Source organism: Rhizobium sp. CRRU65 (assembly GCF_048551595.1).
Taxonomy (GTDB): domain Bacteria; phylum Pseudomonadota; class Alphaproteobacteria; order Rhizobiales; family Rhizobiaceae; genus Rhizobium; species Rhizobium leguminosarum_J.
This window is the reverse complement of record NZ_JBLYZH010000015.1, coordinates 86921-112615: the sequence shown is the minus strand read 5'-3', so window position 1 is coordinate 112615 and position 25695 is coordinate 86921. Positions and strand designations below refer to the sequence as shown.

Below are 25695 nucleotides of genomic sequence, written 5' to 3'. Positions count from 1 at the left end.
AATGCAAGCGAAGAGTGGAATAGTGTCAAGGTCAGTCTCCTCCGTATCATCGTCCCGATCCGGCAGCTTTTTCGCAAGGCTGCTGGCGATCCTTTCGGTGGCCGTCACGATCGTCCTGGTCGACTCGGTGAATGCCGACGCGGAAGCGGCAAATCCGAAATATGCGGGCATCGTCGTCGACGCCAAGACCGGCAACGTTCTCTACAGCGAGAATGCCGACCGGCTGCAATACCCCGCCTCCCTGACCAAGATGATGACCCTCTATATGACCTTCGAGGCATTGGAGCAGGGTCGCATCCGTCTCGATACGCCGGTCCCCTTCTCCGCCCATGCGGCAGCCCAGGCACCGACCAAACTCGGTGTGCGCGCCGGCGGCACGATTACCGTTGAGCAGGGCATTCTCGGTCTCGTCACCCTGTCGGCCAATGACGCGGCGACCGCGCTCGGCGAAATGCTGGGCGGCGGCAGCGAGGATCGCTTCGCCCAACTGATGACCGCCAAGGCGCATGCGCTCGGCATGACGCGCACCACCTATCGCAATGCCAACGGCCTGCCGAATACGGCGCAGATGACGACGGCGCGCGATCAGGCCCGCCTCGGCATCGCCCTTCGCCAGCATTTCCCGCAATATTACGGCTATTTCTCCACGCGCGCCTTCAAGTTCGGCAGCCGCACGATCCGCAGCCACAACCGCCTGGTCGGTTCGGTGCGCGGCGTCGACGGCATCAAGACCGGTTACACGCGGGCTGCCGGTTTCAATCTGGTGAGCTCGGTGCAGGTCGACGGCAAGTCGATCGTCGGTGTCGTGCTCGGCGGCGCCTCGACGCCTGCTCGCGATGCCCAGATGCGCAATCTGATCGCCAGTTACCTGCCGAAGGCATCGAGCCGCGGCGGATCGTCGGCGCTGATCGCCCAGGCAGCCCCTGCCCCGGCGATGATCGAGACACCCGCTCCGGTCCAGCCGAAGAAGGCCCAGCAGCAGGTCGCAAAGACGATCACCGCAGCGCAGCCGCCGGTTTCAGCCGCCGCTGCCGATCTCAGCCTGCCGCACAAGGGTCCACTGCCGGATGCGCGTTATCAGGTCGCCGAGACCGAGGTCGCCTATGCCGAGACTGCTGCGCCGAAATCCGACAATCCGCTGGTAGCCCAGCCGATGCCGGCGCCGACCAAAGTCAAGACGATGGCCTTCAAGCAGCAGGCATCGGTCGCCGTGCCGACGCCGGCACCCGCCTATATGCCGCCGGAACAGGGCGACACGTCGGTCGATAACGTCACCACCGCCTCGACCACTCCCTCCCCGACTCGTGCCGCTTCAACCAGCAACGGTCCGACCGGCTGGGTGGTGCAGGTCGGCGTCTCGCCGAACCGGCAGATGGCCATGGATCTTCTGGAAAGCGCCAAGAGCAAGGGCGGCAAGGCGCTGGCCTCGGCGAAGCCCTTCGCGGTTGCCTATGCCGCTGGTGGTGACCAGCTTTACCGCGCCCGCTTTGGCGGCTTCGACGATCAGCGCGATGCCGTCAACGCCTGCAAGGCCTTGAAGAAGGCCGGCATCAAGTGCTGGGCGGCTGCCCAATGAGCTATTCGATGCTGCCTGCAAGATGGTTGGCGGTATCGGTGACGGCCGGAATCGGTGTTTGCGTTTCCGGCTACCGTTCTTGAACTCGATCAGTATTGCGTACGGGGAAAACAATGGCGATCAATGAGAATGTTCCGGGAATGCCTTCAGACCGCCGCATGGCGGCCAAGGGGCGCTCATCTCTGCATCCGCTGCACGAGGCGGCTTTGCGCCTCGCCGAGATCGGCCTGCAACGGCCGAAGGCGAAGTCTCCGAAGACCCGCGATCTCATCAATCTGCTGCTGTGCCACGGTGCCCGCGCCTGGCGCTATTCCCAGCCCGAAGCCCGTATCCATCTGCATGTGACCTCGCCGGACGGCAGTGTGCCGGTGCAGTTGCGCCTGCGCTGAACTGCAGAGTACCGCGTGCCCGAAGGGGGCACGCTGTCACCTTCAATTCACGCATAAACCTTTCCGGAAATCGGCTCCGATTTTCGGGGATTAGAGCAGACCAAGGTCCGTAAGCTCGCGGCGAAGATCCGCCGGCATTTCAACAATGCCGGCACCAAGGCTTGTCAGGTCGCGCGGCACATCGTCCTCAGTGTAATAACGCCAGCCCTGGAAGGGACGCTTCGGCTGCACAGCCGTCTCGATAACCTCAGGGCCAAGCATCAGGCGGCAGCGCGAGATGCCCTCGCCGTCGGTGAAGGTCTCGATGTCGAGCAGCTTCTGCCTCGCCTGCACCTGCCCCTTGATCACCCAGTAGAGCGAACCGCCGTCAAGCAGCTCTGCCATACGTTTCGGCGCCATGCGCGTCGTGTGCACCGAATGCGGCTCAAGGCCAGCGGCGATGGCGCGCAGCGAGCGTTCCGCCACCCATTCGCGCAGATCGTCTATCGAGTCGGCGCCGACGCAGAGTTTGATGAGATGCAATGCCATGCTGCCGTTGAAATCCTTTTGGCAGCGAGCGTCAAGCACCAAGCTTCAAGCGTCCACAAACTCAGCATTCAACGACGTTGACCGCAAGACCTCCGGTCGAGGTCTCCTTGTATTTCTCGCTCATGTCGTGGCCGGTCTGGCGCATCGTCTCGATACAGGCGTCGAGCGGCACGAAATGCTGGCCGTCGCCCTTGATGGCGAGCGAAGCCGCAGTGACCGCCTTGACAGCGCCGAGCGCATTGCGCTCGATGCAGGGAACCTGCACCAATCCGGCGATCGGATCGCAGGTCATGCCGAGATGATGTTCGAGCGCGATTTCGGCGGCGTTCTCGATCTGCTCCGGCGTACCGCCCATGACGGCGGCAAGGCCCGCGGCCGCCATCGCCGCCGCCGAGCCAACCTCGCCCTGACAGCCGACCTCGGCGCCCGAGATCGAGGCATTATGCTTGATGATGCCACCGATGGCGGCGGCCGTCAGCAGATAGTCGCGGATGCCGTTCTGGTCCCAGTCCTCGTGGAAATGCTCGTAGTAGCGGATCGTCGCCGGGATGACACCGGCAGCACCATTGGTCGGTGCCGTGACGACGCGCCCACCGGCTGCATTCTCCTCGTTGACCGCCATCGCATAGACGCTCAGCCAGTCATTGGCGAGCAGCGGGTTGACGCGGTTGCTGCGCCACTCCTCCTCCAGCTTGTCGTGAATCCTGCGGGCGCGGCGCTTGACGTTGAGGCCGCCGGGCATGATGCCCTCGACCTTGAGACCACGCTCGATGCAGGAGCGCATTGCCTCCCAGATACGGTCGAGCCCCTGGTCGAGCTCCTCTTGGCTGCGCTGGCTCTCCTCGTTCGCCCGCTTCATCTGGGCGATCGACAGCCCGGAGCGCTCCGCCATCTCGAGCATCTGCTTGGCGGTGGAGAAGGGATAGGGCACGCGTGTGCCGCCGGGCGCGTTCTTCTTCGCCCGCATCTGCTCCAGCTCGGTGTCGGTGACGACGAAGCCGCCGCCGACCGAATAATAGATGCGCTTGACGAGCAGCCGGCCGTCTTTGTCATAAGCGGAAAAGACCATGCCGTTGGCATGGCCGGGCAGCGGCTGTTTCTTGTCGAAGATCAAGTCGGTTTTCGGCTGGAACTGATAGCCGGGATGGCCCTCCGGCGTGATGCGGCCCGTGCGCTCCACCGTGTCGACAATGCCGTCCATCTTGTCGGGATCGACGCTGTCGGGCGCTTCGCCCATCAGCCCGAGAATGACAGCCCTGCCCGTGCCGTGGCCGATACCGGTATGGGCGAGCGAGCCGTGCAGGCTGACCTTGATGGCTGTGACCTGCGCGCCCGATGACGGGCGCGGCCATTCGTTCGAGAGGATCAGCTCGAGAAACCGTTTGGCCGCCGACATCGGACCCATCGTGTGTGAGCTCGACGGCCCGACACCAATCTTGAAGACATCGAATACCGAGAGAAACATGGGTGCGCCTTCTGAAGATGAGGATGCAAGCTTAAGCGAGGCCGGTTTCGAATCCGTGCGGCGCACCGACATCGCATGGAGCCGGTGCGACATTCGCACTGCACGCTGGAGCGCCACCCGTCCAATAGGACGCTCCAGCACTTTGAGCTTGCGCATAATCCCGTCCGAAAATCGAATCCGATTTTCGGGATCATGCGCTAAACCAAACGGCCCGTCTTACCAATCATTGCTGCATTCAATGAAGGCTATGCGGAGGAAGAACTGGTTGCCTTATCTTGACAGTCTGCTCCGGCTCCCAATGTCCTGCTGACGTCGATGCTAGACGACACCTTGTAGATTGGGAGATTGGACACATGCCGCTCAAACGGATGGACAACGTAGGAATCGTCGTCGATGACCTCGACGAGACGATTGATTTCTTTCGCGAGCTCGGCCTCGAGCTCGAAGGGCGGGCTGCGATCGAAGGAGAATGGGCGGGGCGTGTCACTGGACTGGGCGATCAGCACGTCGAGATTGCCATGATGCGCACGCCTGATGGCCACAGCCGGCTCGAGCTCTCCCGCTTCCTCAGGCCGCCTGCCGTCGCAGATCACCGCAATGCCCCGGTGAACGCTCTAGGCTACCTCCGCGTCATGTTCACCCTTGATGACATCGATGAGACGCTTGAGAGGCTCCGCAAGCGCGGCGCGCAGCTCGTCGGCGAAGTCGTGGACTATCAAGACACCTATCGGCTCTGCTACATCCGCGGGCCTGGAGGGCTTCTCATCGGACTCGCCCAAGAACTTGGCTGAGCTATGCGCGAAGCTTCTCGTCGCGATCATCTTGAATGACCGTGCCGTCGGCTCCATCCCGGGGTTCGGGCGTCGTCGAGATTTGTCGTTGATCGGCGGTGGTTGACGTTGCGCCGCTCAGCAGGCGCTTTTCGATTTCTTGCAGGTCGAGGATCGCGCGGTCCATTTGGTCAGCCGGAGTTTCGCGCGAAACCAGACGCCAGCGATTATCCTGCCATATCAGGACCAGCAGCCGCCGGCCTGGAACCTCTATCGTCTCATGGATGAACCATGCCCCAACGACCGCAATGCAAAGCGTCACCACGATGAGCGCCGGTTCGGGCATCATGGCATCAAAAGTCAGACGCGCCAGGAACATGATGGGGACATGGAAAAGGTAAAGTGAAAAACTGATCTTTCCGAAAAACCGCATTGGTGCAGTTGCCAGGACACGGGCTGCGATGGGAGGCTGTCGAGCGACGAGCGCGACAATCACGGCTGCGGCCACCGCACTTTGCAGGCCCCAAAATTCAGGGGAAAAACCGGGCAAGATATGCCGGTAAACGAAAAACACCGCCAGGAGAAAAAGCGTTGAAATGCCTGTGAGGGCGGATGGAATCCAGCTGTTCCAGTGGGAATGCATCATTCCGGCCAGTGCGCCGAAAAGAAAGTAGGGGAGCTTCGAGACGAGCAGGATTCCCGGGCCTGGCAATTCAACCAGGCCATCCACGACGACGACCACGGTGAGGCCCACAATCATGCCGCTATAGCGGCGCGGCTGGGCCAAGCAAAGCCACAGGACGGGAAAGAGCAGATAGAACTGGATCTCGGGTGGTATCGACCAGAAAACACCACTCGAGCCGAGAAGGACGATATGACGGACAAAATCCGTGCCGCTAACGATCGGCTGAACAAAATCCAGATTTTGCATGATCGACAGCATCGCTACGAGAACGACAGCCGCTAGGTAAACCGGATAGATGCGGGCAAAGCGGCTGACAAGAAAATCCAGGACGTTGTCTCTCGTGACCGGCCGTGAGCCGTAGAGATGAGCCATCAGGAAGCCGCTGAGAGCAAAAAACAAACCGACGGCTTCGTCGCCCATCGTCACGAGATGCGGCGCTGTGATCGGAAAGATAAGGCCAATATGGGCTCCAACGACCAGAAGCGCAGCGACACCGCGCAGGCCATCAAGACTCGGGATGTAATCCGGCCGACTCATGGGTCACTTTTGAATTCGGAGTTGAGGTTCAGTCCTGAACAATTGGCCATCACGACTTTACAAGCGGTTAACGCGGCGCCCTGCTCGTGCGCCTCTAGACTGGTGTGGCGCTAGAGCGACGCATCGTGCTCTCCGAAAATCGATTCCGATTTTCGGGCCGATGCGCTAGCGTGCATCCTCAAGACGGCAAATTGCTTTGGAAAACGGGACCACTTCTCCATGACAGCTACCAACCGCATCGCCCTCTCCAGCGACCACGCCGCCATTCAGCTCCGACAGGCTATTGCCGGTCATATCGCGGCGCAGGGGTGGGTAGCGGTCGATATCGGACCGACGACGCCGGAGAGCACACACTATCCCAAGCACGGCGAAGCGGCGGCGCGTCTCGTCGCCTCCGGCGATTGCCGCTTTGGCATCATTTTATGCGGTACCGGCCAGGGCATCATGATGGCGGCGAACAAGGTAAAGGGCATCCGTTGCGGCGTCTGCGTCGACACATTCTCAGCCCGCATGATCCGCCAGCACAACGATGCCAACATGCTTTCGATTGGCGTGCGCGTGGTGGGCGAAGGGCTGGCACTCGATATCGTGGATGCGTTCCTGACCGCCCAGTTCGAGGGCGGCCGTCATGCGACGCGGGTGGGGATGATTGAGGCGCTGGAGGGCTAGCGCCGTCCTTTTCTTCTTCTTTGGGCGCCGTCCCGAACCCCCAAGCGACGAATGACCGCTGCAGTTAGCTCCAGAAGATGCGGTCGGCGATCCACCAAGCCTTGTCGTTTCCCGACGCCTCGATTATGCCGAACTGCCGCATGGCCAAAAAGCCTGCGCCGAGCCGCCGAACTCGGCCATGCGGCATAATCCGGGTTGCGGCACGATGGCCGCGTTCATGCGGAGACTGAACACTGATGACGACGGCGGACTATATCGCTCTGGCCTTCTTTGCCTGTGTCTGGGTGGGCTATTCCTGGCTGCTGCACGGCCGCACCTTCTTCGGACGCACCAGCCTGACTCACGCGATGACCGAACGGCGCCGGGAGTGGATCTACAATTCGCTGCGCCGCGACCTGAAGATGATCGACACACAGATCATGGCCGGCCTGCAGAACGGCACCGCCTTCTTCGCCTCGACTTCGATCTTCGCGCTCGGCAGTTGCTTCGCTTTGCTCGGCGCGACGGAAAAGGTCGACGCGGTCTTCGCCGATCTGCCCTTCGTCCTCCATGGCGGCCATGCCGTCTTCGAGATGAAAGTCGGCGGACTGGCAGTGCTTTTCGGCTACGCCTTCTTCAAATTCGGCTGGTCTTATCGGCTGTTCAACTACTGCACCATTCTCTTCGGCTCGATCCCGATGATGCGCGACAGCGAGCGCGACATCATCGCCGCCGAGCGGGCCGCCGAACGCGTCATCCGCATGAATGTCATTGCCGGCAGCAATTTCAACGAGGGCCTCAGAGCGATCTTCCTGTCGATCGGCTATCTCGGCTGGTTCATCAACCCTTATGTCTTCATGATGACGACGGCGATCGTCATCTTCGTGCTGACACGCCGGCAATTTTTCTCGCAAGCGCGACTGGCGATCATGGATACCGGCCCGCCATCAAATCTCCACCTTTCTGCTATTCGCCGCGATAGGCCGTCGAGCGACGGAAGTGATTTGCCGGAGGAACTTTGATGACATTGCCGGCAAGGGAAACCGATGCAGCGGCAAAACCGCCGCGCATCGGCCTATTGGATACGGCGCGCGGCGTCGCGTTGATCGCCATGGCGAGCTACCATTTCAGCTGGGACATGGAGTTCATGGGCTATCTCGCGCCGGGCACGGCCGAGACAGGCTGGCTGAAGATCTATGCCCGGGCGATCGCCACCACCTTTCTCTTCATCGTCGGCGTCAGCCTGGTGCTGTCGAGCAAGCCTGAGATTCGCTGGCCATCCTTCTGGAAGCGCTTCGGCATGATTGCCGCGGCAGCCGCGGTGATCTCGATCGCCACGCGCATCGCCATGCCAAACGAGTGGATCTATTTCGGCATCCTGCACTGCATCGCGGTGCTCACGCTCATCGGCGTCGTTTTTTTGAGATTGCCGCTCGCCTTCACGCTCATCGCCACGCTCGCGCTCCTTGCCGCCTGGATAACCGATAATTTCGGACCACCCGGCCTGCTTCGCTCATCCTTCTTCGATCCCCGATATCTCGCCTGGATCGGCCTTGCGGTGACGCCGGAGCGCTCCAACGACTACGTGCCGCTGTTTCCTTGGGCAACGCCCTTCTTCGCTGGATTGAGTATCGCCTCGATCGCCATCAGAACCAGGCTGCTGCACCGGCTTGCCGCCGTCGGCACCGGCTCCTGGTGGCTGGCAAAGCTTGGCCGCCACAGCCTTGCTTTTTATCTCATCCACCAGCCGGTGTTGATCGCCATCGCCTACGGGATTTCCCTCGTCCTCCCGCCGCAGGCGCCTGATCCGGTCGCGACTTACCTAAGGCAATGCAACGCCTCTTGCGTCATGCAGCAAGGCGAAGCGCTCTGCCACAGCTTCTGCCAGTGCACGCTGGGGAAATTGCAGGCGCAAGCCCTGTTCACGCCGCTGCAGGAGGGCGCGATCGATATACAGAACGACGAGCGGGTCCAGACGATCGCTGCCGAATGCAGCGCCGAGGCTGAATGAGTTCGCCGACAATACGGCGCGTGATCAGGTGGTGACCCCGATTTCGGCGAGGCGGCCGAGGCAGGTCTCTTCGATAGCGTCGAGTTCCGCCAGCGTGTCGTCGATATCCTTGCGCTTCTGGCGCAGGTCGTCGCGCTTCTCGTCGACGCGCTTCATCAGGAGCTTCAGCTGGCCGAGTTCGCCCGGCGGCTCCTTGTAGACCTGGATGATCTCACGGATCTCTGCGATGGTGAAACCGATGCGCCGGCCGCGCAGGATTTCCCCGATGAGGCGACGGTCGGCTTGCCGGAACAGACGGGTACGCCCGCGCCGCTCCGGATGGATCAGTCCCTCGTCTTCGTAGAAGCGGAGCGTGCGCGTCGAGACCCCGAATTCGCGCGTCAGTTCCGTTATGCTATAATATTTGTTCACCGGCATGTGTTCCCCGTCGTCGGACAGACGATAATATTGACTTTTACGTAATAGTCAATTTTTGGGCGGTTCAGATGCCGAACCACCAAGTGGCGATACCAAGAAAGGCGAAGAAGCCGGTACAGTCCGTCACCGTCGTGACGAAGACCGACGAAGCGATCGCCGGGTCGGCGCCCATCTTGTCGAGCAACAGCGGCAGAAGGATGCCGGCAAGAGCGGCTGCCATCAGGTTGATGACCATCGCCGCCGCAATCACCCCGCCGAGCTGGTAGTCGTGGAACCAGGTCCCGGCGATCGCGCCCATGATCGTCGCGAAGACGATGCCGTTGAGGATGCCGACGCCCGCCTCCCTGCGGATGATGCGGCCGGCATTGTAGATGTCGAGATCGCGGGTGGCGAGCGCGCGCACCGTCACCGTCATCGTCTGCGTGCCGGCATTGCCGCCCATCGAGGCGACGATCGGCATCAGCACGGCGAGCGCGATCATCTTCTCGATCGAGCCGTCGAACAGCCCGATGACGCTTGCCGACAGCATCGCCGTGCCGAGATTGATCAAAAGCCACAGGAAGCGCGAACGCACCGTCGAAAGCACATTGTCCGACAGCTCTTCGTCGCCGACGCCGCCGAGGCGCTTGATGTCCTCGTCCGCCTCCTCATGGATGACGTCGACGACGTCGTCGATGGTCAGCACGCCGACCAGCCGGCCGTTCTCGTCGACGACGGCGGCCGAGAGAAGATCGTACTGCTCGAAGAGCTGGGCCGCCTCCTCCTGGTCCATCTCGGCCGGAACCGGATGGTTGGTCTCACGCATGATCTGCTCGATCTTCGTCTGCCGCTTGGTGCGCAGGATCTGGTCGAGATCGACGGCGCCGAGCAGCTTGAAGGTCGGATCGATGACGAAGATCTGCGAGAAGGAATAGGGCAGATCCTCTTCGTCGCGCATGTAGTCGATCGTCTGGCCGACCGTCCAGAACGGCGGCACGGCGACGAATTCCGTCTGCATGCGGCGCCCGGCCGAACTTTCGGGATAGTCCAGCGCCCGGCGCAGCCGCACCCGCTCGGTGAACGGCAGCTGGGCGAGGATCTCTTCCCGGTCCTCCTTGTCGAGGTCTTCGAGAATGTAGACGGCATCGTCCGAATCGAGCTCGCCGATCGCCGCGGCGATCTGCGCGTTCGGCATCTGGTCGACGATTTCGCGGCGGATCGCCTCGTCGACCTCGGTCAGCGCCGTCATGTCGAAATCGTCGCCGAGCAGGCGCACCAGCGCCAGGCGCTGATCCGGCTGGATCGATTCCAGCAGGTCGCCTATTTCGGATTCATGCAGGCGGGCAACGTTCTGGCGCAGGAACAGTGTGTCGCGGTCGGCGATCGCAGCACCCACGAGCGCCAGGAAATCGCCGCGGACATTGCCGTCCTCGTCGTAGATATCGGCTTCCTCGTCATCGGGACGCCTGCGAATGCGGTCTTCCCCATCGGTCGTCGTCATCTGCCGCCCTCGCATCTGGTTCGAATTTCAACGACTGCCGCGCCGCATTCGCAAATGTCGGCCGAAAACACATTATCAACAAGCGGATAAGCGAATCCGGCGCGAGGCTCCCGCAGCCGGAATTCTTGGCTCCTGCTAGCCCAAAGCATCCGTGTCGTAAAGCGGCAAACGTGCTTCGTGATGACAATGCCCGCGGCCGGCGATAGTTTCCTCCCCCGTCCAAGCAGAGGAAACCTTCCCCATGCCCATCCGTCCGATTCTGCGCTATCCGCATCCGGGCCTGAAGACTGTCTGCGCGCCGGTGACAGCCTTCGATTCCTCGCTTACAGCCCTTGCCGGCGACCTGCTGGCGACGATGCGCGCAGCCCCCGGCGTCGGCATCACCGCCGCCCATATCGGCGTCTTCAGCTGTGTCACGGTGTTGGAGCTCGACAAGGCCGACGGCGTGCGCCTCTACGTCAACCCTCATATCACCTGGTTTTCGCAGGAGACGATGAGCCATGTCGAAGGCAGCGTCTCGATGCCCGGCGCGACCGACGAGGTCACGCGCCCTCGGGCGATCCGCTTCCGCTATCAGGATGCCGAGGGCGCCGTGCACGAGGACGGTGCCGAAGATTTCCTCGCCATCTGCGTCCAGCACGAAGTCGACCAGCTCGACGGCATATTCTGGCTGCAGCGCCTCTCGCGGCTGAAGCGCGACCGTCTCGTGAAGAAATGGGAGAAGGCCCAAGGCTGACAATCAGGACTGACAATCACGGCTGACAAATCGCCGTCCACACCGAACCATTCGCCGCCGCCGGCGTTTCCAGCAGAGAAACAAGGAGCAAATGCAATGGCAAGGATCGGTGACAAAACCCAGTTTTCCCGGGAGAAGCCTGAGCTTTCCCGGGAAGAAGATTATCGCGATCTCGAAGAGCGCAATCTCGACGACGGCTGGCCCTATGCCGATGGCAGCGGCGCCGGCACCGGCGGCCCTGATAATCGCCCCTACGGCGAGACAGCGGCCAATTTCGACAGCGATCCCAACAAGGGCTTCCGGGTCGACGGCACGGATGAGGACGGCAATGAAAACCGCCTGAGAGATTCGCTGCGGGCCGATACGATCGACCGCGATGAAAGCGACGAACTCGAAGCGCGGGTAAACGACAATCTCGAAAACATTCCCGAGGTCGATATCGACAGTATCGAGGTTCATGCAGACGGTCACGTCGTCACGCTGGAAGGCTCGGTGGAGACGATCGGCATCGCCCGCAAGGTCGAACTCGGCGCGCTTTCGGTCGACGGCGTCCATCATGTCCGCAACAAACTGCAGCTGACAGGTGTCGATGCGCATATCCCGAACGAGGACTGAACTTCACGCCAAAGCGCGGATCATAACGGGTGGCGGGCTGCCGTCGCCTGTTGACGATCTTTATCAACATTACCAAAAGTTAACAATTTACGATTGTAGCAACAACTGTCTTATTTCTGAGACCAATCGCCGATTTTTGTTAGGCGACTTCTGTCACAAGAACGTTAGTTTCGTTGACAACACTGTGATTTCATTTGGACAAATGGTCGCGGCTGCGTCGCCATATTATCACAAAATTGCCTGAATTGGAGCGCGAACTCGTGTGTGCCGAGGGTTAGTTTACGTTTGTGGAATTCAACAGCAGATTGAGGAGATAGACCCATGCGCATCAAATTCGCCCTTGCCGCGTCCCTGTTCGCCGTCAGCCTTGCAGGCGCTGCCTTCGCCCAGCCGACCTATTCCGACGACTACAACAACGACAGCGACGGCTTCGCCCCAAGCCCCATGTCAAAGCCTGCTCCGGTCCACTACAGCAGTCGCAAGGCGCCGGCCTATTCCAGCGACTACACCAATGACAGCGACGGCTTCGCCCCGAGCGCCATGGCGTCTCCTGTCGTCGACAAGACCGCAACGGCCAGCATCAATTCCCTGCCTCCGTGCCATAGCATGATCGGCCCGAAGGGCTCCCATACCAAGGGTGCCGACAGCGGCGCCTCCCGCACCGAAGCATGCCGCGCGACGCATTGATCCGATAAAAGACCGGGATCCTATAAAGGACCGAGATCCGATAAAAGAAAGGGCCGGAAACGGCCCTTCTCTTTTTCAATCGACGTGCTTGTCGTCTCAGAACACGAACGGAACGAGCCGGTAACGGGTCGTGGTCATGAAGGCCTCGTAAGCAGGATCCTGCTTCAACAGGCGCTCCTCCGCCAACAGACGGAAACACTGTGCGGAAAGGGCCGTCGCATAGATGGCAAAATTCCAAAGGCTCGGATGGGTCAGGAAGAAGCCGATATGCGTCATTAGATAACCCGCATACATCGGATGGCGTATAAACTTGTAGGGTCCGCCGATCTTGACGCCGCGATTGGCCGGCACCAGGCCGAAGCTTCGCCGCAATGTCAGCTTTGCCGATATCTGCAGGACGAAACCAAGTGCCATCACCGTCCCGCAGAATGCCAGCGGCGCTAGCGGCTGTGTCGCGGAGGGCGCGGCGAGCAGCGGGAAGATCGTGCCGATGGCGGTGACCGTCCAGTCGAAGAGGCGTAAAGACGCGTTTTTCGTCGGCCGGCGCGTCAGGATGAGGAAGGCGGCGGCTCCCTCCGAAACGATCAGCAGGCAATCGATGATCGCCCGATTATCCTGCATCTGCGGCAGGACACGCATGACGATCCCGACGAAAAAATAGCCGATGAGGACTTTCTCGATAAGATCGAGAACGAAATACACATCGAGGAATGACCAGCTTGCCGCTGCATTTTTTTTCATTGTCCTCAGACTTCCATATTCACAGAGCTGTAGTGTCGTATATATTTTCCATTGCTAATTATAGGTTAAAATGTTGGCTCGCATCTGACAGTGAAGCGATTGCCGAGCCTGACTGCGGGATGCGCCAGGCAATGCAAATTGCCCCGGTCGCCGCCGTGATCAGTCAGATTTCGCCGGTCGTTTCGCCGAAAACCGCTTCGAAGGCGGTGCGCAGCCGGATATCGACATCAGCCATCATCACCGGCAAGCCAAGATCGACGAGGCTGGTCACGCCGTAGGCCGATATCCCGCAGGGCACGATGCCGCCGAAATGATCGAGATCGGGATCGACGTTGAGCGACAAACCGTGGAAGGTCACCCATTTCCGCAGCCTTATGCCGAGGGCGGCGATCTTGTCCTCGGCCATCGCCCCATCGGTCAGCAGTGGCTTTTCCGGCCGGCGCACCCACACGCCGACGCGATCTTCACGTCGCTCGCCGCGCACATTCATCATGTCGAGCGTGCGGATGACGACATCTTCAAGGGCAGCGACGAAGGCCCGCACGTCCTGCCGCCGCCTTTTCAGGTCGAGCATGACATAGGCGACGCGCTGGCCGGGTCCGTGATAGGTGTATTCACCGCCGCGCCCTGTCGCAAAGACCGGAAACCGGTTCGGCTGGACAAGGTCCCTCGCATTGGCGCTGGTGCCGGCAGTATAGAGCGGCGGATGTTCGACGAGCCAGACGAGCTCATCACCGCCATCAGCGATCACAGCCACCTCGCGCTCCATCGTTTCCACCGCCTCCTCATAGGGGACGAGGCCGTCGGCAATGCGCCAGCGGACCGGCCGGGTGCCGAGTTGGGGAAGCATGGAAAATTCGAGATCGGTGCGAAGCATAGCCATTCCTTGCCGCTCTCCCCGAAACGCCTGCGAAAAAGGGGCGGCAGGACAGCTATATGGACCCGTTTCGGGGCCAATTCAAATGCTGTGAGCGGTTTTCAAAAAAACTGTCATATCGCCCTTGTGCACCCCAGATGCTTTTGCTACATGCTGCCCCGCCGACGCAAATCGGCACCTACCACGATGCGGTCGTGGCGGAATTGGTAGACGCGCAGCGTTGAGGTCGCTGTGGGGCAACCCGTGGAAGTTCGAGTCTTCTCGACCGCACCATTCCCCTTCAGGGAAACGCTTTCTAAGCGACGATTTCGATTTCACCTCGAAGCTATTTGCGGTTGCTCGGCTTGATTGCCCAACCTTCTCATGGTTGATGGCATCATCCTCGCAAGAATCAGCAGCCATGTCAGAGCCCCATCAAAATTCCCTGCAGGGCATGGCCATCATGTCCGGCGCCATGCTCATCCTGCCGATCATGGATGCGATCGCCAAATACATGGCGACCTTCGAAGCGATGTCGCCGGGTCAGGTGACCTTCTACCGATTCTTTTTCCAGATCGTCTGCACCCTGCCGATTCTTTTCGCCCTTTTCGGCCTGAAGGCGCTTTCGGCGCAACGGCCGTGGATGAACCTGTTGCGCGGTGCGCTGCATGGTGGTGCGAGCCTGCTTTTCTTCGTCGCCGTCAAATACATGCCGCTTGCCGATGTCTTCGCCATCTATTTCGTCGAGCCCTTCATGCTGACCGCCCTGTCGGCGCTGTTTCTCGGAGAGAAGGTCGGCTGGCGGCGCTGGACGGCGATTGTCGTCGGTTTCGGCGGCGCGATGATCGTCATTCAGCCGAGCTACGAGATTTTCGGCTTGAAGGCGCTGCTGCCGGTCGCCTGCGCCTTTCTGTTCTCGCTCTATCTCTTCCTCAACCGCGCCATCGGCGAGGCCGATTCTCCGCTGACCATGCAGACGATGGCCGGCATCGGCGGAACGGTCTTCATGGCGGCCGCCCTTTTCCTCGGCAACAGTTCAGGCAATGCCGATTTTGCCGTCTCTTTACCCTCCTCCGGCCTCGGTCTTGTTCTGCTTCTCGCCCTCGGCTCGATCTCGGGATATGCGCATATGCTCATCGTCCGGGCTTTCCGGCTCGCGCCGCTGTCGCTGCTTGCGCCGTTCCAGTACTTCGAGATCATCTCGGCCACCGTTCTCGGCTATGCGCTGTTCAACGATTTCCCGAGCTTTTCCAAATGGATCGGCATCTTCATCATCGTTGCTTCGGGCCTCTTCATCATCTGGCGAGAGCGGCTGCAGGCGCGATCATTAAAATCTTCCTGACCCGGAGAATATCGGGTTAACTCCGCTTCTTGAGGGATCGTCAATTCGCAGACGGTAAAACTGTCTCCGGTTTCATGATGAAGCCTGGAGTTAAAACATGAGCGAATTTCGTCTCGCTTTTCCGGCCTGTGTCGTGGCCGGCAAGCATCGGCTGACGGCCGAAGATATAGTGCTGTTGCGCAAACATGCTTTCCCGGAGGGCATCCGGACATCCGACGATGTCGTGGCGATGTTGGCGCTCAATAATTCCTGCCCTGAAAAATGTGCCGCGTGGAACGCTTTCTTCGTCGAGCAACTCGCCGGCTTCATCGTCCATTACACCTATCCGCAAGGCTCGCTGGATGAAATCAACGTCGCCTGGATCATGCGCATGTTCACGACCGATGGTGTCGTCAACTCGGCGCTGGAGCTCGAGCTCATTCTCCACGTCATGGAGATTTCGGCCGATGTCCCAGTCGAGTTGAGAGCGCTCGCCCTCGATCAGCTTCGCCTGGCGATCACCGACAATATCGGTGGCTACAAGCTGTCGCGCGCCATCGATCGCCGGGGCATCACCCGCCAGGACATCGACTATGCGATGCGCATCTTCAGAAGCGTCGCCGAAGGCGGCGTCATCCCGGTCTCGTCGGTCGAATACGGCGTTCTCCAGCAGATCGAGCAGGCAACGCTGCGCGGCGCCAATCATCCGCACTGGGCGGGGATCATGGCTGCCGTCGAGCTGCGCGACTATGCCGAGCCGCGGCGCAGCCGCTGGCTGCGCATCGTCGACGAGGAACCCGTCTGCGAAGCTGCCGTCGCCTGAGCCTCGGCAAGCCTGATTGTGCGTTCCGGTGTTTTGTGCGTAAAACTCCGGGATGCATTTCTGGGTGGAGTCTCGATGTTCAAGAAAATCCTGATCGCGAATCGCGGCGAAATCGCCTGCCGCGTGATCAAGACTGCGCGCCGCATGGGTATTTTGACCGTCGCGGTCTATTCGGATGCGGATCGGGACGCGCTGCATGTCGAGATGGCCGACGAGGCCGTTCATATCGGCCCGGCCGCGGCGTCGGAGAGTTATCTGGTTGCGGAAAAGATCATTGCCGCCTGCAAGGCAATCGGCGCCGAGGCGGTGCATCCCGGCTATGGCTTCCTGTCCGAACGCGCCTCCTTCTGCGCTGAATTGGAAAAACAGGGCATCATCTTCATCGGCCCGAAGCCGAAAGCCATCATGGCGATGGGCGACAAGATCGAATCGAAGAAATTCGCCAATGCCGCCGGTGTATCCACCGTGCCCGGCCATCTCGGCATCATCGAGGATGGCGCCCATGCGGAAGTGATATCGGGCGGGATCGGTTATCCCGTCATGATCAAGGCATCGGCCGGCGGCGGCGGCAAAGGCATGCGCATTGCCTGGAACGAGGCGGAAGTGCGCGACGGCTTCGAGCGCGCCCGCTCGGAGGCGAAAAGCTCTTTCGGCGACGACCGCGTCTTCATCGAAAAGTTCGTCGTCGAGCCGCGACATATCGAGATCCAGGTCCTGGCCGATGCACATGGCAACGTCGTCTATCTCGGCGAGCGCGAATGCTCGATCCAGCGGCGGAACCAGAAGGTGGCGGAAGAGGCGCCCTCGCCCTTCCTCGATGAAGCGACCCGCAAGGCGATGGGCGAACAATCGGTGGCGCTGGCGAGAGCCGTCGATTACCAGAGCGCCGGCACCGTCGAATTCATCGTCGACCGGGACCGCAATTTCTATTTCCTCGAAATGAACACCCGCCTGCAGGTCGAGCATCCCGTGACCGAACTCATTACCGGCATCGACCTCGTCGAGCAGATGATCCGTGTCGCAGCAGGAGAGCCCCTTCCCTTTGCCCAGGAGGATATCAGGCTTGACGGCTGGGCGGTCGAGAGCCGGCTCTATGCCGAGGATCCCTATCGCAACTTCCTGCCCTCGATCGGCCGCCTGACGCGCTACCGGCCGCCGGCGGAAGGCAGGACCGGCAATGTCGTCGTCCGCAACGATACCGGCGTCTTCGAAGGCGCCGAGATCTCGATGTATTACGACCCGATGATCGCCAAGCTCTGCACCTGGGCGCCGACGCGGCTGGAAGCGATCGAGGCCATGGGTCAGGCGCTCGACGGTTTCGTCGTCGATGGCATCGAGCACAATGTTCCTTTCCTGTCGGCGCTGATGAAACATCCGCGCTGGCGCGAGGGCCGGCTTTCCACAGGCTTCATCGCCGAGGAATACCCCGATGGCTTTGCGCCGATGAAACCGGACCCGGCGCAAGAAGCCGTGCTTGCCGGCATCGCGCTCTCCGCCTGCCTGATCGAGACCAACCGCCGCGAACGTTTCGCCGATCGCCTGCGCGCCGCAGCGGGCGCGCTGCGCGAGGATTGGGTGGTCAAGATCGGCGACAACCACGTCGCGGCAAGATTGCTCGACGGCCTCGTCACCATCCCCTTCGATATGGATATCGCGATCGATGGGGCGATAGAGGGCGGGAGCCAGAATGTTGTCACCGATTGGAGACCGGGCGCCCCTGTCTGGAGGGGCAAGGTCGGCGGTCGCGACATCACCGCGCAGATCCGCCCCGTTCTGAACGGCTTGCGCATCGACTGGCAGGGACTTTCAGTGACGACCAAGGTCTTTTCGCCGCGTCATGCCGAGCTCGACAGGCTGATGCCGGTGAAGCTGCCGCCCGATACTTCCAAGCTCCTGCTCTGCCCGATGCCCGGCCTCGTCGTCGCCATCGCGGTGGCCGAGGGCCAGGAGGTCAAGGCCGGTGAGACGCTTGCGATCGTTGAAGCGATGAAGATGGAAAACGTGCTGCGCGCCGACCGCGATCTCGTCGTCTCGAAGATCAATGCCGCGGCCGGCGAAAGCCTGGCCGTCGATGCCGTCATCATGGAATTCGCCTGAGAGACAAGCCAGGCGGCCGGCTTCACATCGGCCCGGCTTGCCGACCATGCCAAGCTCAGCCCGACAAGCAGCTGGGTACCGACAAAATCAGCAGGGAGATATCAAGATGGACGTTCGCGCCGCCGTTGCCCTTCAGGCAGGAAAACCGCTGGAAGTGATGGCCGTGCAGCTGGAGGGGCCGCGGGCCGGCGAAGTGCCGGTGGAGGTCAAGGCGACGGGGGCTGCGGCCACCTATAGGGCAGACCTCAGGAGTCTTGATGAACTTACCACGCGGGAACTCTACGACCTCTTGAGAATGCGCGTCGATGTCTTCGTCGTCGAGCAGAACTGCCCCTACCCGGAACTTGACGGCAAGGATATCGATGCCTTGCATCTGCGGCTGCTGGAAGGTGCCGAACTCCTCGGCGCGGCGCGAATCCTGAAACCGTATGAGCCACAGGATCCGTCGAAGATCGGCCGCGTTGTCGTCTCGCCTGACCATCGCGGCAAGCGGCTGGGCGATGTACTGATGAGCGAGGCGATTGCCGCTTGCGAGCGGCTTTATCCGGAAAATCCTATTGCCTTGTCAGCACAGGCCCATTTGCGGCGGTTCTACGAATCTTTCGGTTTCATAGCGGTGTCACAGGAATATCTGGAAGACGGCATTCCCCACATCGATATGGTCCGCCAGCAGGCCACGCAACCGGCATGAGGATATTGCCATGATCTATGTCGACGCCGATGCCTGCCCGGTGAAGCCGGAAGTCCTGAAGGTCGCGGAACGTCACGGCCTCGAGGTCACCTTCGTTGCCAATTCCGGCCTGCGCCCCTCGCGCGATCCGATGATCCACAACGTCATCGTCTCCAACGCCTTCGACGCCGCCGACAACTGGATCGCCGAACGTGCCGGCACGGGCGATGTCGTCGTCACCGCCGATGTGCCGCTTGCCGTGCGCTGTGTCGCGACCGGCGCCTTCGTCAGCGGCCCCACAGGGCGCGTCTTCGACGAGACCAATATCGGCATGGCGAGCGCCATGCGCGATCTCGGCGCGCACTTGCGCGAAACCGGCGAGAGCAAGGGCTACAACGCCGCCTTCAGCCCGAAGGACCGCTCACGCTTCCTCGAAACCTTTGATCGCCTCTGCCGCCGCGCCAAGAGCCTTGCCTCGGAGGCTGGCGGGCAGCCGTGATGCAGCAACTAAAGCTGCTACAGCGTCCTATGCACGTCTGAAAGCCGCGCGGCGCTGTAGACCGCAAGAAACGGGTGGCATGGCAGCCATGCCGATTCCTATCTTGAAGTCGGCCGTTTCCTCACGCATATAAGCGCTATCGCAGACGACTGCGGCATCCTCTGGGATGCAACTGTCGCGGGGACGGCCTCGCTCTTGAACAAGGAGAGTCGCATGGCCTGGTTTCTGCTTTTTCTCGCCGGTCTTTTCGAATGTGGCTGGGCAATCGGCCTTAAATATACCGAGGGTTTCACACGGCCGCTGCCGACGGCGCTGACCGTCATATCCATGGTGGTGAGCATCGTGCTGCTCGGCCTGGCGGTGAAGCACCTGCCGATCGGCACCGCCTATGCGGTCTGGACCGGCATCGGCACGGTCGGTACCGTATTTCTCGGCATCTGGCTGCTTGGCGATGAGGCAAGTGTCTCCCGTCTTGCCTGCATCACGCTGATCGTCGCCGGCATCGCTGGTCTGAAGCTTACCGCCTGATGTGAAGGTTGAGGGGCGTCGCGACGCCCCTCAGTCTATCGTTCAGGCTGCTTTGCGGTTATCGACGGCAAAAGCGCCGGGACCGGAGAAGAACAGGTAGAGGAAGACGAAGCAGAACAGGATCGCGGCGTCGCCCTGGTTGACGGCCGGGAAGAAGCTGCTCGGGGCATGCGCCATGAAATAGGCGACCGCCATTTCGCCGGCCAGCAGGAAGGCGACAGGGCGCGTCAGCAGGCCGACGAGAATGAGGATACCGCCGATAAGCTCAAGAAGGGCGGCGAAAAGCATCAGCGGCGGCAACGGGCCAGCCATCTGCGCAGCCGGGAAAGCGAAAAGCTTCATCGTGCCGTGTTCGATGAACAGCAGCGCGGTGATAATTCTGAGAGCGGCCAGCCCATAGGGGCGATAGGCAGAAAGACGCTCGAAAGATGACATTAAACCTCTCCTTTAAAATAATAAGAGCCGAGCGTTAGCCTGTCCCCCGTAAGGATAGAACACACGGATCGCTGACGGCCGTTCACTTTTTCGACAGTGGCTAAACACCCGACCGGACAGTTTTATTCGCCGGCAGCCGTCAAAGCGGGATGTTGTCGTGTTTCTTCCAGGGATTGGCGAGATCCTTGTTGCGCAACATCTTTAGACCGCGCGCAAGCCGCCTGCGGGTCGAGTGCGGCATGATCACCTCATCGACATAACCGCGCTCGGCGGCGACGAAGGGCGAGAGGAACCGGTCCTCGTACATTTTAGTGTGGGCGGCGATCTTTTCCGGATCGGCGATATCCTTGCGGAAGATGATCTCGACCGCGCCCTTGGCGCCCATCACGGCGATCTGAGCCGTCGGCCAGGCATAGTTGAGGTCGCCACGCAGATGCTTCGACGCCATCACGTCATAGGCGCCGCCGAAGGCCTTGCGGGTGATGACGGTGAGCTTCGGCACCGTCGCCTCGGCATAGGCGAAGAGCAGCTTGGCGCCGTGTTTGATGAGGCCGCCATATTCCTGCGCCGTACCGGGCAGGAAGCCCGGCACGTCGACGAAGGTGACGATCGGAATGTTGAAGCAGTCGCAGAAGCGCACGAAGCGGGCCGCCTTGCGTGAGGCGTCGCTGTCGAGAACGCCGGCCAGCACCATCGGCTGGTTGGCGACAAAACCGACTGTGGAGCCTTCGACGCGGCCGAAGCCGCAGACGATGTTTTTGGCAAAACTCGTCTGGATCTCGAAGAAATCCCCCTCGTCGGCCACCTTCCGGATCAGTTCCTTGATGTCGTAAGGCTTGTTGGAGCTCGCCGGCACCAGCGTATCGAGCGACATGTCGACCTCTGTCACCGACTGGTAACATTCGATCTCCGGCAATGGCGCGGTGTTCGAAAGCGGAAGGAAATCGATCAGCCGTCGCACCTGCAGCAGCGTTTCGACATCATTGTCAAAGGCGCCGTCGGCAATCGACGAGCGCACCGTATGCACGATAGCGCCGCCGAGTTCTTCTGCCGTCACCGTCTCGTTGGTGACGGTTTTCACCACATCGGGACCGGTGACGAACATGTAGGAGGTATCACGCACCATGAAGATGAAATCGGTCATCGCAGGCGAATAAACGTCGCCGCCGGCGCAAGGACCCATGATCACCGAGATCTGCGGAATGACGCCGGAGGCGAGCACATTGCGCTGGAACACCTCCGCATAACCGCCGAGGGCCGCCACGCCCTCCTGGATGCGGGCGCCGCCCGCATCATAGATGCCGACGATCGGCGCGCGGTTCTTCAGCGCCATGTCCTGCACTTTCATGATCTTCTCGGCATGCGCCTCAGACAGCGAGCCGCCGAAGACGGTGAAGTCCTTGGCGAAGACGAACACCGTGCGGCCATTGACCGTGCCCCAGCCGGTGACGACGCCGTCGCCGGCGATGCGGCTCTTGTCCATGCCGAAATCGGTGGAGCGATGTTCGACGAACATGTCGAATTCCTCGAAGGAACCTTCGTCGAGGAAGAGGTCGATACGCTCGCGCGCCGTCAGCTTGCCACGCTTGTGCTGGGCGTCGATGCGCGCCTCGCCGCCGCCAAGGCGGGCAACGTCGCGGCGCCGTTCCAGTTCTTCGAGAATTTCCTTCATGCGATCTCCCTCGCCGCTGCGGGCGGCAATCCGGCGTTTAGAGCGTCACGCTAATGAGCGCGTCCGCTGAGTGAGAAAACCGAGCGTATCCTTGCAGCGGCGTCCTCAGCCAGGATCTCGTCGGCAAGCTTGGGATCGGCCGCGATGCTGGTGACGTCGAAGGCGCTGACGGCGATGACCGAACCGTCCTCCACCGAGGCCGCGTCGATGCTGAGCTTGACGACGTTGCGGTCCTTCTGGAAGCCGAGGCCTTTCTGGATGGAAACCACGCGGATCGTCAGCACCACCCGCGGCAGCACGGTGTCGCGCATGGTTGCGTTGATCGCCGCGTTGACGCGGTCGTTGATGCCGGAAAGCAGCTCGGCCGGCATGTTCGGACCGGAGAGAACGACGGCACTGCGCACATCATAGACCGGCGCCGCCGGCTTGGTGACCGAGAGGCTGCCGCAGGCCGTGAGCGCGACACAGACGAGTGTGGCCCGGCAAAAACACGACCTCAGCCAATTCATTGCAAAATCCCGCACCACCCCGTTGGAGTCGCAGACTTCGTCATAATGCATTGGAAGGCAATATGTTTCAGGCGCTTAGGGCGAAAAAAACATCCGCTGCGGCTTTGAACTCGGCAAAGCGCTTGGCCCGCCGCTGCTCGGCTTCCTCGTCGCTGCCCCAATGCTCGATCGTCCAGTCCTCGTCGAGATGGGCAAGCGACCAGGCCTCCTCCACCGTCACCCGGCCCTCGGCGAAGGCAAGCGCCAGGATCGCCGAGCCGGTGAGCGTGGTGACTGTGTGGAGTGCGGCCAGCGCCATCGGGCTATCATATCTTGCGAGCGTGACGGCGAAGGCGGCCGTCGCCTCGCGCGGCTGCTCCTGCGGCATCACCCCTTCGACGAGGATGAAGCGGGCGCCGAGATCGGTCGCTGCCCAGTCGATCACCGGATCCCAGTGCGCGGCCTGGCGTTCGACCAACAGTTCCGGCTCCTCGGCGCGGTAGCAGATGAGGTCGCTGGATGAAAAGCGCAATATATCCTCGAAGATCGCCTGCGCGTTGGCGGCAACGCCGTCGATTGCGGTGTTGACGAGCCGGGTCACCGGCATGCTCACCGGGTTGATCTCTTCGCCCTGCGCCTGCCATTCGGCGGCGACAAGCCGCGCGAGCGCCTCGGTCGGCACGGCGAGAACCTGGCGCGCCGGCGTGCGCACCATCTTGCCGTCGAGCGTGATCGCAAAACCAGCCTCGTGCTCGGCAACGGAGACGTCGGTATAGAAGCGCTTGGGCAGCGGCTTCTTCATCTGAATCTGCGCGCGGCGGATGGGATCGGGATGGCTCAGGCCTTCGGAAAGGTCGTTCAGCAGATCGCGCATGGGCTCACCTCAGGAAAAATGACGCAATATCTCGTTCGGATGGTAGGCGATCGCATCAGCGCCGTTGGCGATCAGCTCATCCACGCTGGCATAACCCCAGGCAACGCCGATCGCCTTGGCGCCGGCAGCCTTTGCCATCTGCATATCGTAAACCGCATCGCCGATGACAATGGTGTCGGCAGCATTCATGCCTGTTTCATCGCAGCATTCCGTCACCATGGCCGGATGCGGTTTGGAGGGGCAATCGTCGGCGGTGCGTGCGACAATGAAATGCTTGTCGAAGCCATGCGTCTCCATCACGACCTTGAGCCCGCGGCGGGATTTGCCCGTCACCGCGCCGATCAGCAGCTCATCGCGTCCGCTGATCGCGTCGATCATCTCGCGAATGCCGGGAAACAGCGGCTCCTTATAGTCAAGATCCTGACGCACGATCGAGAACAGCGATTTGTAATGCGCCGTCATGTCGATATCTTGCTGCTCCACATGCGGCCTGCCCTGCATGCGGGCGATCGCAATATCGAGGGACAGGCCGATAATGGCCTTGGTGTCTTCAAAGCGCGGTTCCGGCTTGCCGAACTTGTCGAAGGTCCTGCGCATGGTTTCGTGGATCAACGCAGCACTGTCGACCAGCGTGCCGTCGCAATCGAAAAGCGCCAGTTTCATTCGGCGTCCCTTTCGGCACCGGCAAGGTCGAGACCGAGAAGGTTCCAGGTCTGCACCATATGCGCTGGCAGCGGCGCACTGATGCGCAGGCGGCCGCCGGAGGGATGCGGGATGTCGATGTGACGCGCGTGCAGATGCAGCTTCTTCTGGACGCCACCTGGAAAATCCCAATTCGGATCGTCGTCGAAATATTTCGGATCGCCGATGATCGGATGGCCGATATGCAGGGCATGGACGCGCAACTGATGTGTACGGCCGGTATAGGGCTCCATCTCCAGCCAGGCGAGGTTCTGTGCCGCCGTCTCCAGCACGCGGTAGAAGGAAATCGCATGGTCGGCGCCGTCCTCGCCGTGCTTGGCGATGCGCATGCGGTCGCCGTCGGCGGTCGGCTCCTTCACCAGCCAGGTCGAGATCTTGTCCTCGTGCTTGCGCGGCACGCCCTTGACCAGCGCCCAGTAGGTCTTCTTGGTGTCGCGCTCGCGGAAGGCAGCCGTCAGCTTCTGCGCTGCACCGCGGGTGCGGGCGATGACGAGAACACCCGATGTGTCGCGGTCGAGACGGTGAACGAGCCGCGGCTTCTCGCCCTTCGGGCTGGTCCAGGCTTCGAGCATCTGGTCGATATGCCTGGCCACACCCGAGCCGCCCTGCACCGCAAGACCGGGCGGCTTGTTGAGCACGATCACCTTGTCGTCCTCGTGCAGCACCATGCGCGACAAGAGTTGGAAATCCGACGAATGTTTGAGATCCTTGCCGGCGATCGGTCCGGATTTCAGCTTCGCATCGACATCCATCGGCGGCACGCGCACCGTCTGGCCGGGCTGCACGCGTGCATCCGATTTGACACGCCCACCGTCGACGCGCACCTGGCCGGAGCGCAAGAGCTTTTGCAGCGGACCGAAGCCGAGCCCGGGAAAATGCACCTTGAACCAGCGATCGAGCCGCATGCCGGCTTCGTCGGGTTCAACCTTGATATGTTCTATGCCAGCCATAAACGATCTTTCGGAAATTGCAGCGCAGGCCGAGCCGGCGTTCTTGCCGCAGCCTTTAGAGCATTTTCAAGCAAAACGGAAACCGGAAAAGAAATCAGGCCAAAGCGCGCATGACGGCGAGCCCGGCGATGACGGCCGCCATCGAAAGTCCGACGCTCGCAGCGATGTAGATACCGCCGGCGACGGCCTCGCCGCGCTCGAACAGCGAGATCGCATCCAGCGAGAAGGCCGAGAAGGTTGTGAAGCCGCCGAGGAAGCCAGTGATCAGCAGCAGGCGCAGCTCCACCGAGGCGTTGAACTTCCGCGCGATCAGCTCGGCGAAGACGCCGATGACGAAGCAGCCGACAACATTGACGGCGAGCGTGCCCCACGGAAATGCCGGCCCCATGAGTCTCAGCGCCCACTGGCCGACATAATATCTGAGAAGAGAACCGATGGCGCCGCCAACGGCGACGAGAAGAGCCTGGATCATCAGCCGGATTTATCGCAACTCCG

General features: G+C 61.3%; 29 protein-coding genes and 1 tRNA gene. 16 read left to right on the top strand and 14 right to left on the bottom strand.

All coding sequences use genetic code 11. The annotated features are described in order from the left end of the window. Nucleotide 1 precedes the first annotated feature (1 nt). Nucleotides 2-1576 (top strand): D-alanyl-D-alanine carboxypeptidase, encoded by a 1575-nt coding sequence (locus ACM5SV_RS26540; RefSeq protein ID WP_017994146.1) that lies wholly within the window; start codon nt 2-4, stop codon nt 1574-1576. 113 nt (nt 1577-1689) lie between these two features. Continuing rightward, nucleotides 1690-1965 carry a hypothetical protein gene (locus ACM5SV_RS26535; protein ID WP_222017197.1) on the top strand — a complete coding sequence of 92 codons (276 nt, stop codon included), beginning with the start codon at nt 1690-1692 and terminating at the stop codon, nt 1963-1965. Between the two features lie 90 nt (nt 1966-2055). On the opposite strand, the gene ACM5SV_RS26530 is transcribed toward ACM5SV_RS26535, so the two are convergent. Beyond that, a complete protein-coding gene (locus tag ACM5SV_RS26530; protein WP_221970232.1) occupies nt 2056-2493 on the bottom strand; it encodes a DUF1489 family protein in 438 nt (145 codons plus the stop codon). Between the two features lie 61 nt (nt 2494-2554). After that, nucleotides 2555-3958: an L-serine ammonia-lyase gene (locus ACM5SV_RS26525; protein ID WP_012757561.1), complete on the bottom strand. Its 1404-nt coding sequence runs from the start codon at nt 3956-3958 to the stop codon at nt 2555-2557. A gap of 353 nt (nt 3959-4311) precedes the next feature. Here ACM5SV_RS26525 and ACM5SV_RS26520 point away from each other — a divergent pair, with 353 nt between their 5' ends. Continuing rightward, nucleotides 4312-4749, top strand: coding sequence for a VOC family protein (locus ACM5SV_RS26520; protein ID WP_128439313.1), 438 nt, complete (start codon nt 4312-4314; stop codon nt 4747-4749). A 1-nt stretch (nt 4750) separates the two neighbouring features. Here the strand turns inward: ACM5SV_RS26520 and ACM5SV_RS26515 are convergent, their stop codons facing one another. Beyond that, complete coding sequence (locus ACM5SV_RS26515) at nt 4751-5950, bottom strand: acyltransferase family protein (protein WP_221970183.1); 1200 nt, start codon at nt 5948-5950, stop codon at nt 4751-4753. Between the two features lie 219 nt (nt 5951-6169). Between ACM5SV_RS26515 and rpiB the strand changes: the two genes are divergently transcribed. The 3 genes from rpiB (at nt 6170) to ACM5SV_RS26500 (ending at nt 8609) form a co-directional block, all read left to right on the top strand. Beyond that, a complete protein-coding gene (gene rpiB / locus ACM5SV_RS26510; protein WP_012757564.1) occupies nt 6170-6619 on the top strand; it encodes a ribose 5-phosphate isomerase B in 450 nt (149 codons plus the stop codon). Between the two features lie 236 nt (nt 6620-6855). Beyond that, complete coding sequence (locus tag ACM5SV_RS26505) at nt 6856-7620, top strand: DUF599 domain-containing protein (RefSeq protein WP_012757565.1); 765 nt, start codon at nt 6856-6858, stop codon at nt 7618-7620. Further along, nucleotides 7620-8609: a heparan-alpha-glucosaminide N-acetyltransferase gene (locus ACM5SV_RS26500; RefSeq protein ID WP_113545042.1), complete on the top strand. Its 990-nt coding sequence runs from the start codon at nt 7620-7622 to the stop codon at nt 8607-8609. Before ACM5SV_RS26505 ends, ACM5SV_RS26500 begins: the two co-directional genes overlap by 1 nt. 24 nt (nt 8610-8633) lie before the next feature. Here ACM5SV_RS26500 and ACM5SV_RS26495 read toward each other — a convergent pair whose 3' ends face one another. Both ACM5SV_RS26495 and mgtE read right to left on the bottom strand, forming a co-directional pair. Beyond that, complete coding sequence (locus tag ACM5SV_RS26495) at nt 8634-9026, bottom strand: MerR family transcriptional regulator (RefSeq protein ID WP_011652104.1); 393 nt, start codon at nt 9024-9026, stop codon at nt 8634-8636. 64 nt (nt 9027-9090) lie between these two features. After that, nucleotides 9091-10506, bottom strand: a complete 1416-nt coding sequence (mgtE, locus tag ACM5SV_RS26490) for a magnesium transporter (RefSeq protein WP_012757567.1) — start codon at nt 10504-10506, stop codon at nt 9091-9093. Between the two features lie 241 nt (nt 10507-10747). Here mgtE and ACM5SV_RS26485 point away from each other — a divergent pair, with 241 nt between their 5' ends. From ACM5SV_RS26485 to ACM5SV_RS26475, 3 genes are all read left to right on the top strand, one after another. Next, nucleotides 10748-11242 carry a peptide deformylase gene (locus ACM5SV_RS26485; RefSeq protein WP_222017198.1) on the top strand — a complete coding sequence of 165 codons (495 nt, stop codon included), beginning with the start codon at nt 10748-10750 and terminating at the stop codon, nt 11240-11242. Between the two features lie 96 nt (nt 11243-11338). Continuing rightward, nucleotides 11339-11857, top strand: a complete 519-nt coding sequence (locus tag ACM5SV_RS26480; RefSeq protein ID WP_012757569.1) for a BON domain-containing protein — start codon at nt 11339-11341, stop codon at nt 11855-11857. 321 nt (nt 11858-12178) lie between these two features. Beyond that, nucleotides 12179-12544, top strand: coding sequence for a hypothetical protein (locus ACM5SV_RS26475; protein WP_012757570.1), 366 nt, complete (start codon nt 12179-12181; stop codon nt 12542-12544). Nucleotides 12545-12640: 96 nt separating this feature from the next. On the opposite strand, the gene ACM5SV_RS26470 is transcribed toward ACM5SV_RS26475, so the two are convergent. Beyond that, entirely contained in the window at nt 12641-13285 is a 645-nt protein-coding gene (locus ACM5SV_RS26470; protein WP_017994154.1) for a methyltransferase family protein, read from the bottom strand. Nucleotides 13286-13448: 163 nt separating this feature from the next. Next, nucleotides 13449-14168 carry a lipoyl(octanoyl) transferase LipB gene (lipB, locus tag ACM5SV_RS26465; protein ID WP_017994155.1) on the bottom strand — a complete coding sequence of 240 codons (720 nt, stop codon included), beginning with the start codon at nt 14166-14168 and terminating at the stop codon, nt 13449-13451. A gap of 182 nt (nt 14169-14350) precedes the next feature. Here lipB and ACM5SV_RS26460 point away from each other — a divergent pair. The 7 genes from ACM5SV_RS26460 to sugE all read left to right on the top strand — a co-directional run bounded on the left by ACM5SV_RS26460 (nt 14351) and on the right by sugE (nt 20079). Then, a tRNA-Leu gene (locus ACM5SV_RS26460) sits at nt 14351-14435 on the top strand. A gap of 97 nt (nt 14436-14532) precedes the next feature. Then, nucleotides 14533-15483, top strand: a complete 951-nt coding sequence (locus ACM5SV_RS26455; RefSeq protein ID WP_222017200.1) for a DMT family transporter — start codon at nt 14533-14535, stop codon at nt 15481-15483. Between the two features lie 97 nt (nt 15484-15580). Continuing rightward, the gene (locus tag ACM5SV_RS26450; RefSeq protein WP_222017202.1) at nt 15581-16285 is read left to right on the top strand and encodes a hypothetical protein; all 705 of its coding nucleotides are present in this window, start codon (nt 15581-15583) and stop codon (nt 16283-16285) included. 75 nt (nt 16286-16360) lie between these two features. Next, the gene (locus tag ACM5SV_RS26445; protein WP_222017204.1) at nt 16361-18382 is read left to right on the top strand and encodes an acetyl-CoA carboxylase biotin carboxylase subunit; all 2022 of its coding nucleotides are present in this window, start codon (nt 16361-16363) and stop codon (nt 18380-18382) included. A 106-nt stretch (nt 18383-18488) separates the two neighbouring features. Further along, nucleotides 18489-19073, top strand: coding sequence for a GNAT family N-acetyltransferase (locus ACM5SV_RS26440; RefSeq protein ID WP_221991611.1), 585 nt, complete (start codon nt 18489-18491; stop codon nt 19071-19073). A 10-nt stretch (nt 19074-19083) separates the two neighbouring features. After that, nucleotides 19084-19551 (top strand): YaiI/YqxD family protein, encoded by a 468-nt coding sequence (locus tag ACM5SV_RS26435; protein WP_012757576.1) that lies wholly within the window; start codon nt 19084-19086, stop codon nt 19549-19551. Between the two features lie 213 nt (nt 19552-19764). After that, nucleotides 19765-20079, top strand: a complete 315-nt coding sequence (gene sugE / locus ACM5SV_RS26430) for a quaternary ammonium compound efflux SMR transporter SugE (RefSeq protein WP_003559670.1) — start codon at nt 19765-19767, stop codon at nt 20077-20079. A 42-nt stretch (nt 20080-20121) separates the two neighbouring features. On the opposite strand, the gene ACM5SV_RS26425 is transcribed toward sugE, so the two are convergent. From ACM5SV_RS26425 to crcB, 7 genes are all read right to left on the bottom strand, one after another. After that, nucleotides 20122-20514: a DoxX family protein gene (locus ACM5SV_RS26425; protein WP_012757577.1), complete on the bottom strand. Its 393-nt coding sequence runs from the start codon at nt 20512-20514 to the stop codon at nt 20122-20124. A gap of 139 nt (nt 20515-20653) precedes the next feature. Continuing rightward, nucleotides 20654-22186 carry an acyl-CoA carboxylase subunit beta gene (locus ACM5SV_RS26420; RefSeq protein WP_221970171.1) on the bottom strand — a complete coding sequence of 511 codons (1533 nt, stop codon included), beginning with the start codon at nt 22184-22186 and terminating at the stop codon, nt 20654-20656. A 50-nt stretch (nt 22187-22236) separates the two neighbouring features. After that, nucleotides 22237-22695, bottom strand: a complete 459-nt coding sequence (locus tag ACM5SV_RS26415; RefSeq protein WP_221970169.1) for a hypothetical protein — start codon at nt 22693-22695, stop codon at nt 22237-22239. Nucleotides 22696-22762: 67 nt separating this feature from the next. Continuing rightward, on the bottom strand, nt 22763-23548 hold the full coding sequence (locus tag ACM5SV_RS26410; RefSeq protein ID WP_222017206.1) for an ATP12 family chaperone protein: 786 nt from the start codon (nt 23546-23548) through the stop codon (nt 22763-22765). Between the two features lie 9 nt (nt 23549-23557). Beyond that, the gene (locus tag ACM5SV_RS26405) at nt 23558-24211 is read right to left on the bottom strand and encodes an HAD-IA family hydrolase (protein ID WP_221970165.1); all 654 of its coding nucleotides are present in this window, start codon (nt 24209-24211) and stop codon (nt 23558-23560) included. Then, nucleotides 24208-25200 (bottom strand): RluA family pseudouridine synthase, encoded by a 993-nt coding sequence (locus ACM5SV_RS26400; RefSeq protein WP_012757582.1) that lies wholly within the window; start codon nt 25198-25200, stop codon nt 24208-24210. Before ACM5SV_RS26400 ends, ACM5SV_RS26405 begins: the two co-directional genes overlap by 4 nt. 94 nt (nt 25201-25294) lie before the next feature. After that, nucleotides 25295-25672: a fluoride efflux transporter CrcB gene (gene crcB / locus ACM5SV_RS26395; RefSeq protein WP_003539962.1), complete on the bottom strand. Its 378-nt coding sequence runs from the start codon at nt 25670-25672 to the stop codon at nt 25295-25297. Nucleotides 25673-25695: the final 23 nt, after the last annotated feature.

Excerpts from the sequence above, each read along its gene's own strand:
- ACM5SV_RS26540 (WP_017994146.1), top strand. The coding sequence starts at position 2 with ATGCAAGCGAAGAGTGGAATAGTGTCAAGGTCAGTCTCCTCCGTATCA.
- ACM5SV_RS26535 (WP_222017197.1), top strand. The coding sequence starts at position 1,690 with ATGGCGATCAATGAGAATGTTCCGGGAATGCCTTCAGACCGCCGCATG.
- ACM5SV_RS26530 (WP_221970232.1), bottom strand. The coding sequence starts at position 2,493 with ATGGCATTGCATCTCATCAAACTCTGCGTCGGCGCCGACTCGATAGAC.
- ACM5SV_RS26525 (WP_012757561.1), bottom strand. The coding sequence starts at position 3,958 with ATGTTTCTCTCGGTATTCGATGTCTTCAAGATTGGTGTCGGGCCGTCG.
- ACM5SV_RS26520 (WP_128439313.1), top strand. The coding sequence starts at position 4,312 with ATGCCGCTCAAACGGATGGACAACGTAGGAATCGTCGTCGATGACCTC.
- ACM5SV_RS26515 (WP_221970183.1), bottom strand. The coding sequence starts at position 5,950 with ATGAGTCGGCCGGATTACATCCCGAGTCTTGATGGCCTGCGCGGTGTC.
- rpiB (WP_012757564.1), top strand. The coding sequence starts at position 6,170 with ATGACAGCTACCAACCGCATCGCCCTCTCCAGCGACCACGCCGCCATT.
- ACM5SV_RS26505 (WP_012757565.1), top strand. The coding sequence starts at position 6,856 with ATGACGACGGCGGACTATATCGCTCTGGCCTTCTTTGCCTGTGTCTGG.
- ACM5SV_RS26500 (WP_113545042.1), top strand. The coding sequence starts at position 7,620 with ATGACATTGCCGGCAAGGGAAACCGATGCAGCGGCAAAACCGCCGCGC.
- ACM5SV_RS26495 (WP_011652104.1), bottom strand. The coding sequence starts at position 9,026 with ATGCCGGTGAACAAATATTATAGCATAACGGAACTGACGCGCGAATTC.
- mgtE (WP_012757567.1), bottom strand. The coding sequence starts at position 10,506 with ATGACGACGACCGATGGGGAAGACCGCATTCGCAGGCGTCCCGATGAC.
- ACM5SV_RS26485 (WP_222017198.1), top strand. The coding sequence starts at position 10,748 with ATGCCCATCCGTCCGATTCTGCGCTATCCGCATCCGGGCCTGAAGACT.
- ACM5SV_RS26480 (WP_012757569.1), top strand. The coding sequence starts at position 11,339 with ATGGCAAGGATCGGTGACAAAACCCAGTTTTCCCGGGAGAAGCCTGAG.
- ACM5SV_RS26475 (WP_012757570.1), top strand. The coding sequence starts at position 12,179 with ATGCGCATCAAATTCGCCCTTGCCGCGTCCCTGTTCGCCGTCAGCCTT.
- ACM5SV_RS26470 (WP_017994154.1), bottom strand. The coding sequence starts at position 13,285 with ATGAAAAAAAATGCAGCGGCAAGCTGGTCATTCCTCGATGTGTATTTC.
- lipB (WP_017994155.1), bottom strand. The coding sequence starts at position 14,168 with ATGGCTATGCTTCGCACCGATCTCGAATTTTCCATGCTTCCCCAACTC.
- ACM5SV_RS26455 (WP_222017200.1), top strand. The coding sequence starts at position 14,533 with ATGGCATCATCCTCGCAAGAATCAGCAGCCATGTCAGAGCCCCATCAA.
- ACM5SV_RS26450 (WP_222017202.1), top strand. The coding sequence starts at position 15,581 with ATGAGCGAATTTCGTCTCGCTTTTCCGGCCTGTGTCGTGGCCGGCAAG.
- ACM5SV_RS26445 (WP_222017204.1), top strand. The coding sequence starts at position 16,361 with ATGTTCAAGAAAATCCTGATCGCGAATCGCGGCGAAATCGCCTGCCGC.
- ACM5SV_RS26440 (WP_221991611.1), top strand. The coding sequence starts at position 18,489 with ATGGACGTTCGCGCCGCCGTTGCCCTTCAGGCAGGAAAACCGCTGGAA.
- ACM5SV_RS26435 (WP_012757576.1), top strand. The coding sequence starts at position 19,084 with ATGATCTATGTCGACGCCGATGCCTGCCCGGTGAAGCCGGAAGTCCTG.
- sugE (WP_003559670.1), top strand. The coding sequence starts at position 19,765 with ATGGCCTGGTTTCTGCTTTTTCTCGCCGGTCTTTTCGAATGTGGCTGG.
- ACM5SV_RS26425 (WP_012757577.1), bottom strand. The coding sequence starts at position 20,514 with ATGTCATCTTTCGAGCGTCTTTCTGCCTATCGCCCCTATGGGCTGGCC.
- ACM5SV_RS26420 (WP_221970171.1), bottom strand. The coding sequence starts at position 22,186 with ATGAAGGAAATTCTCGAAGAACTGGAACGGCGCCGCGACGTTGCCCGC.
- ACM5SV_RS26415 (WP_221970169.1), bottom strand. The coding sequence starts at position 22,695 with ATGAATTGGCTGAGGTCGTGTTTTTGCCGGGCCACACTCGTCTGTGTC.
- ACM5SV_RS26410 (WP_222017206.1), bottom strand. The coding sequence starts at position 23,548 with ATGCGCGATCTGCTGAACGACCTTTCCGAAGGCCTGAGCCATCCCGAT.
- ACM5SV_RS26405 (WP_221970165.1), bottom strand. The coding sequence starts at position 24,211 with ATGAAACTGGCGCTTTTCGATTGCGACGGCACGCTGGTCGACAGTGCT.
- ACM5SV_RS26400 (WP_012757582.1), bottom strand. The coding sequence starts at position 25,200 with ATGGCTGGCATAGAACATATCAAGGTTGAACCCGACGAAGCCGGCATG.
- crcB (WP_003539962.1), bottom strand. The coding sequence starts at position 25,672 with ATGATCCAGGCTCTTCTCGTCGCCGTTGGCGGCGCCATCGGTTCTCTT.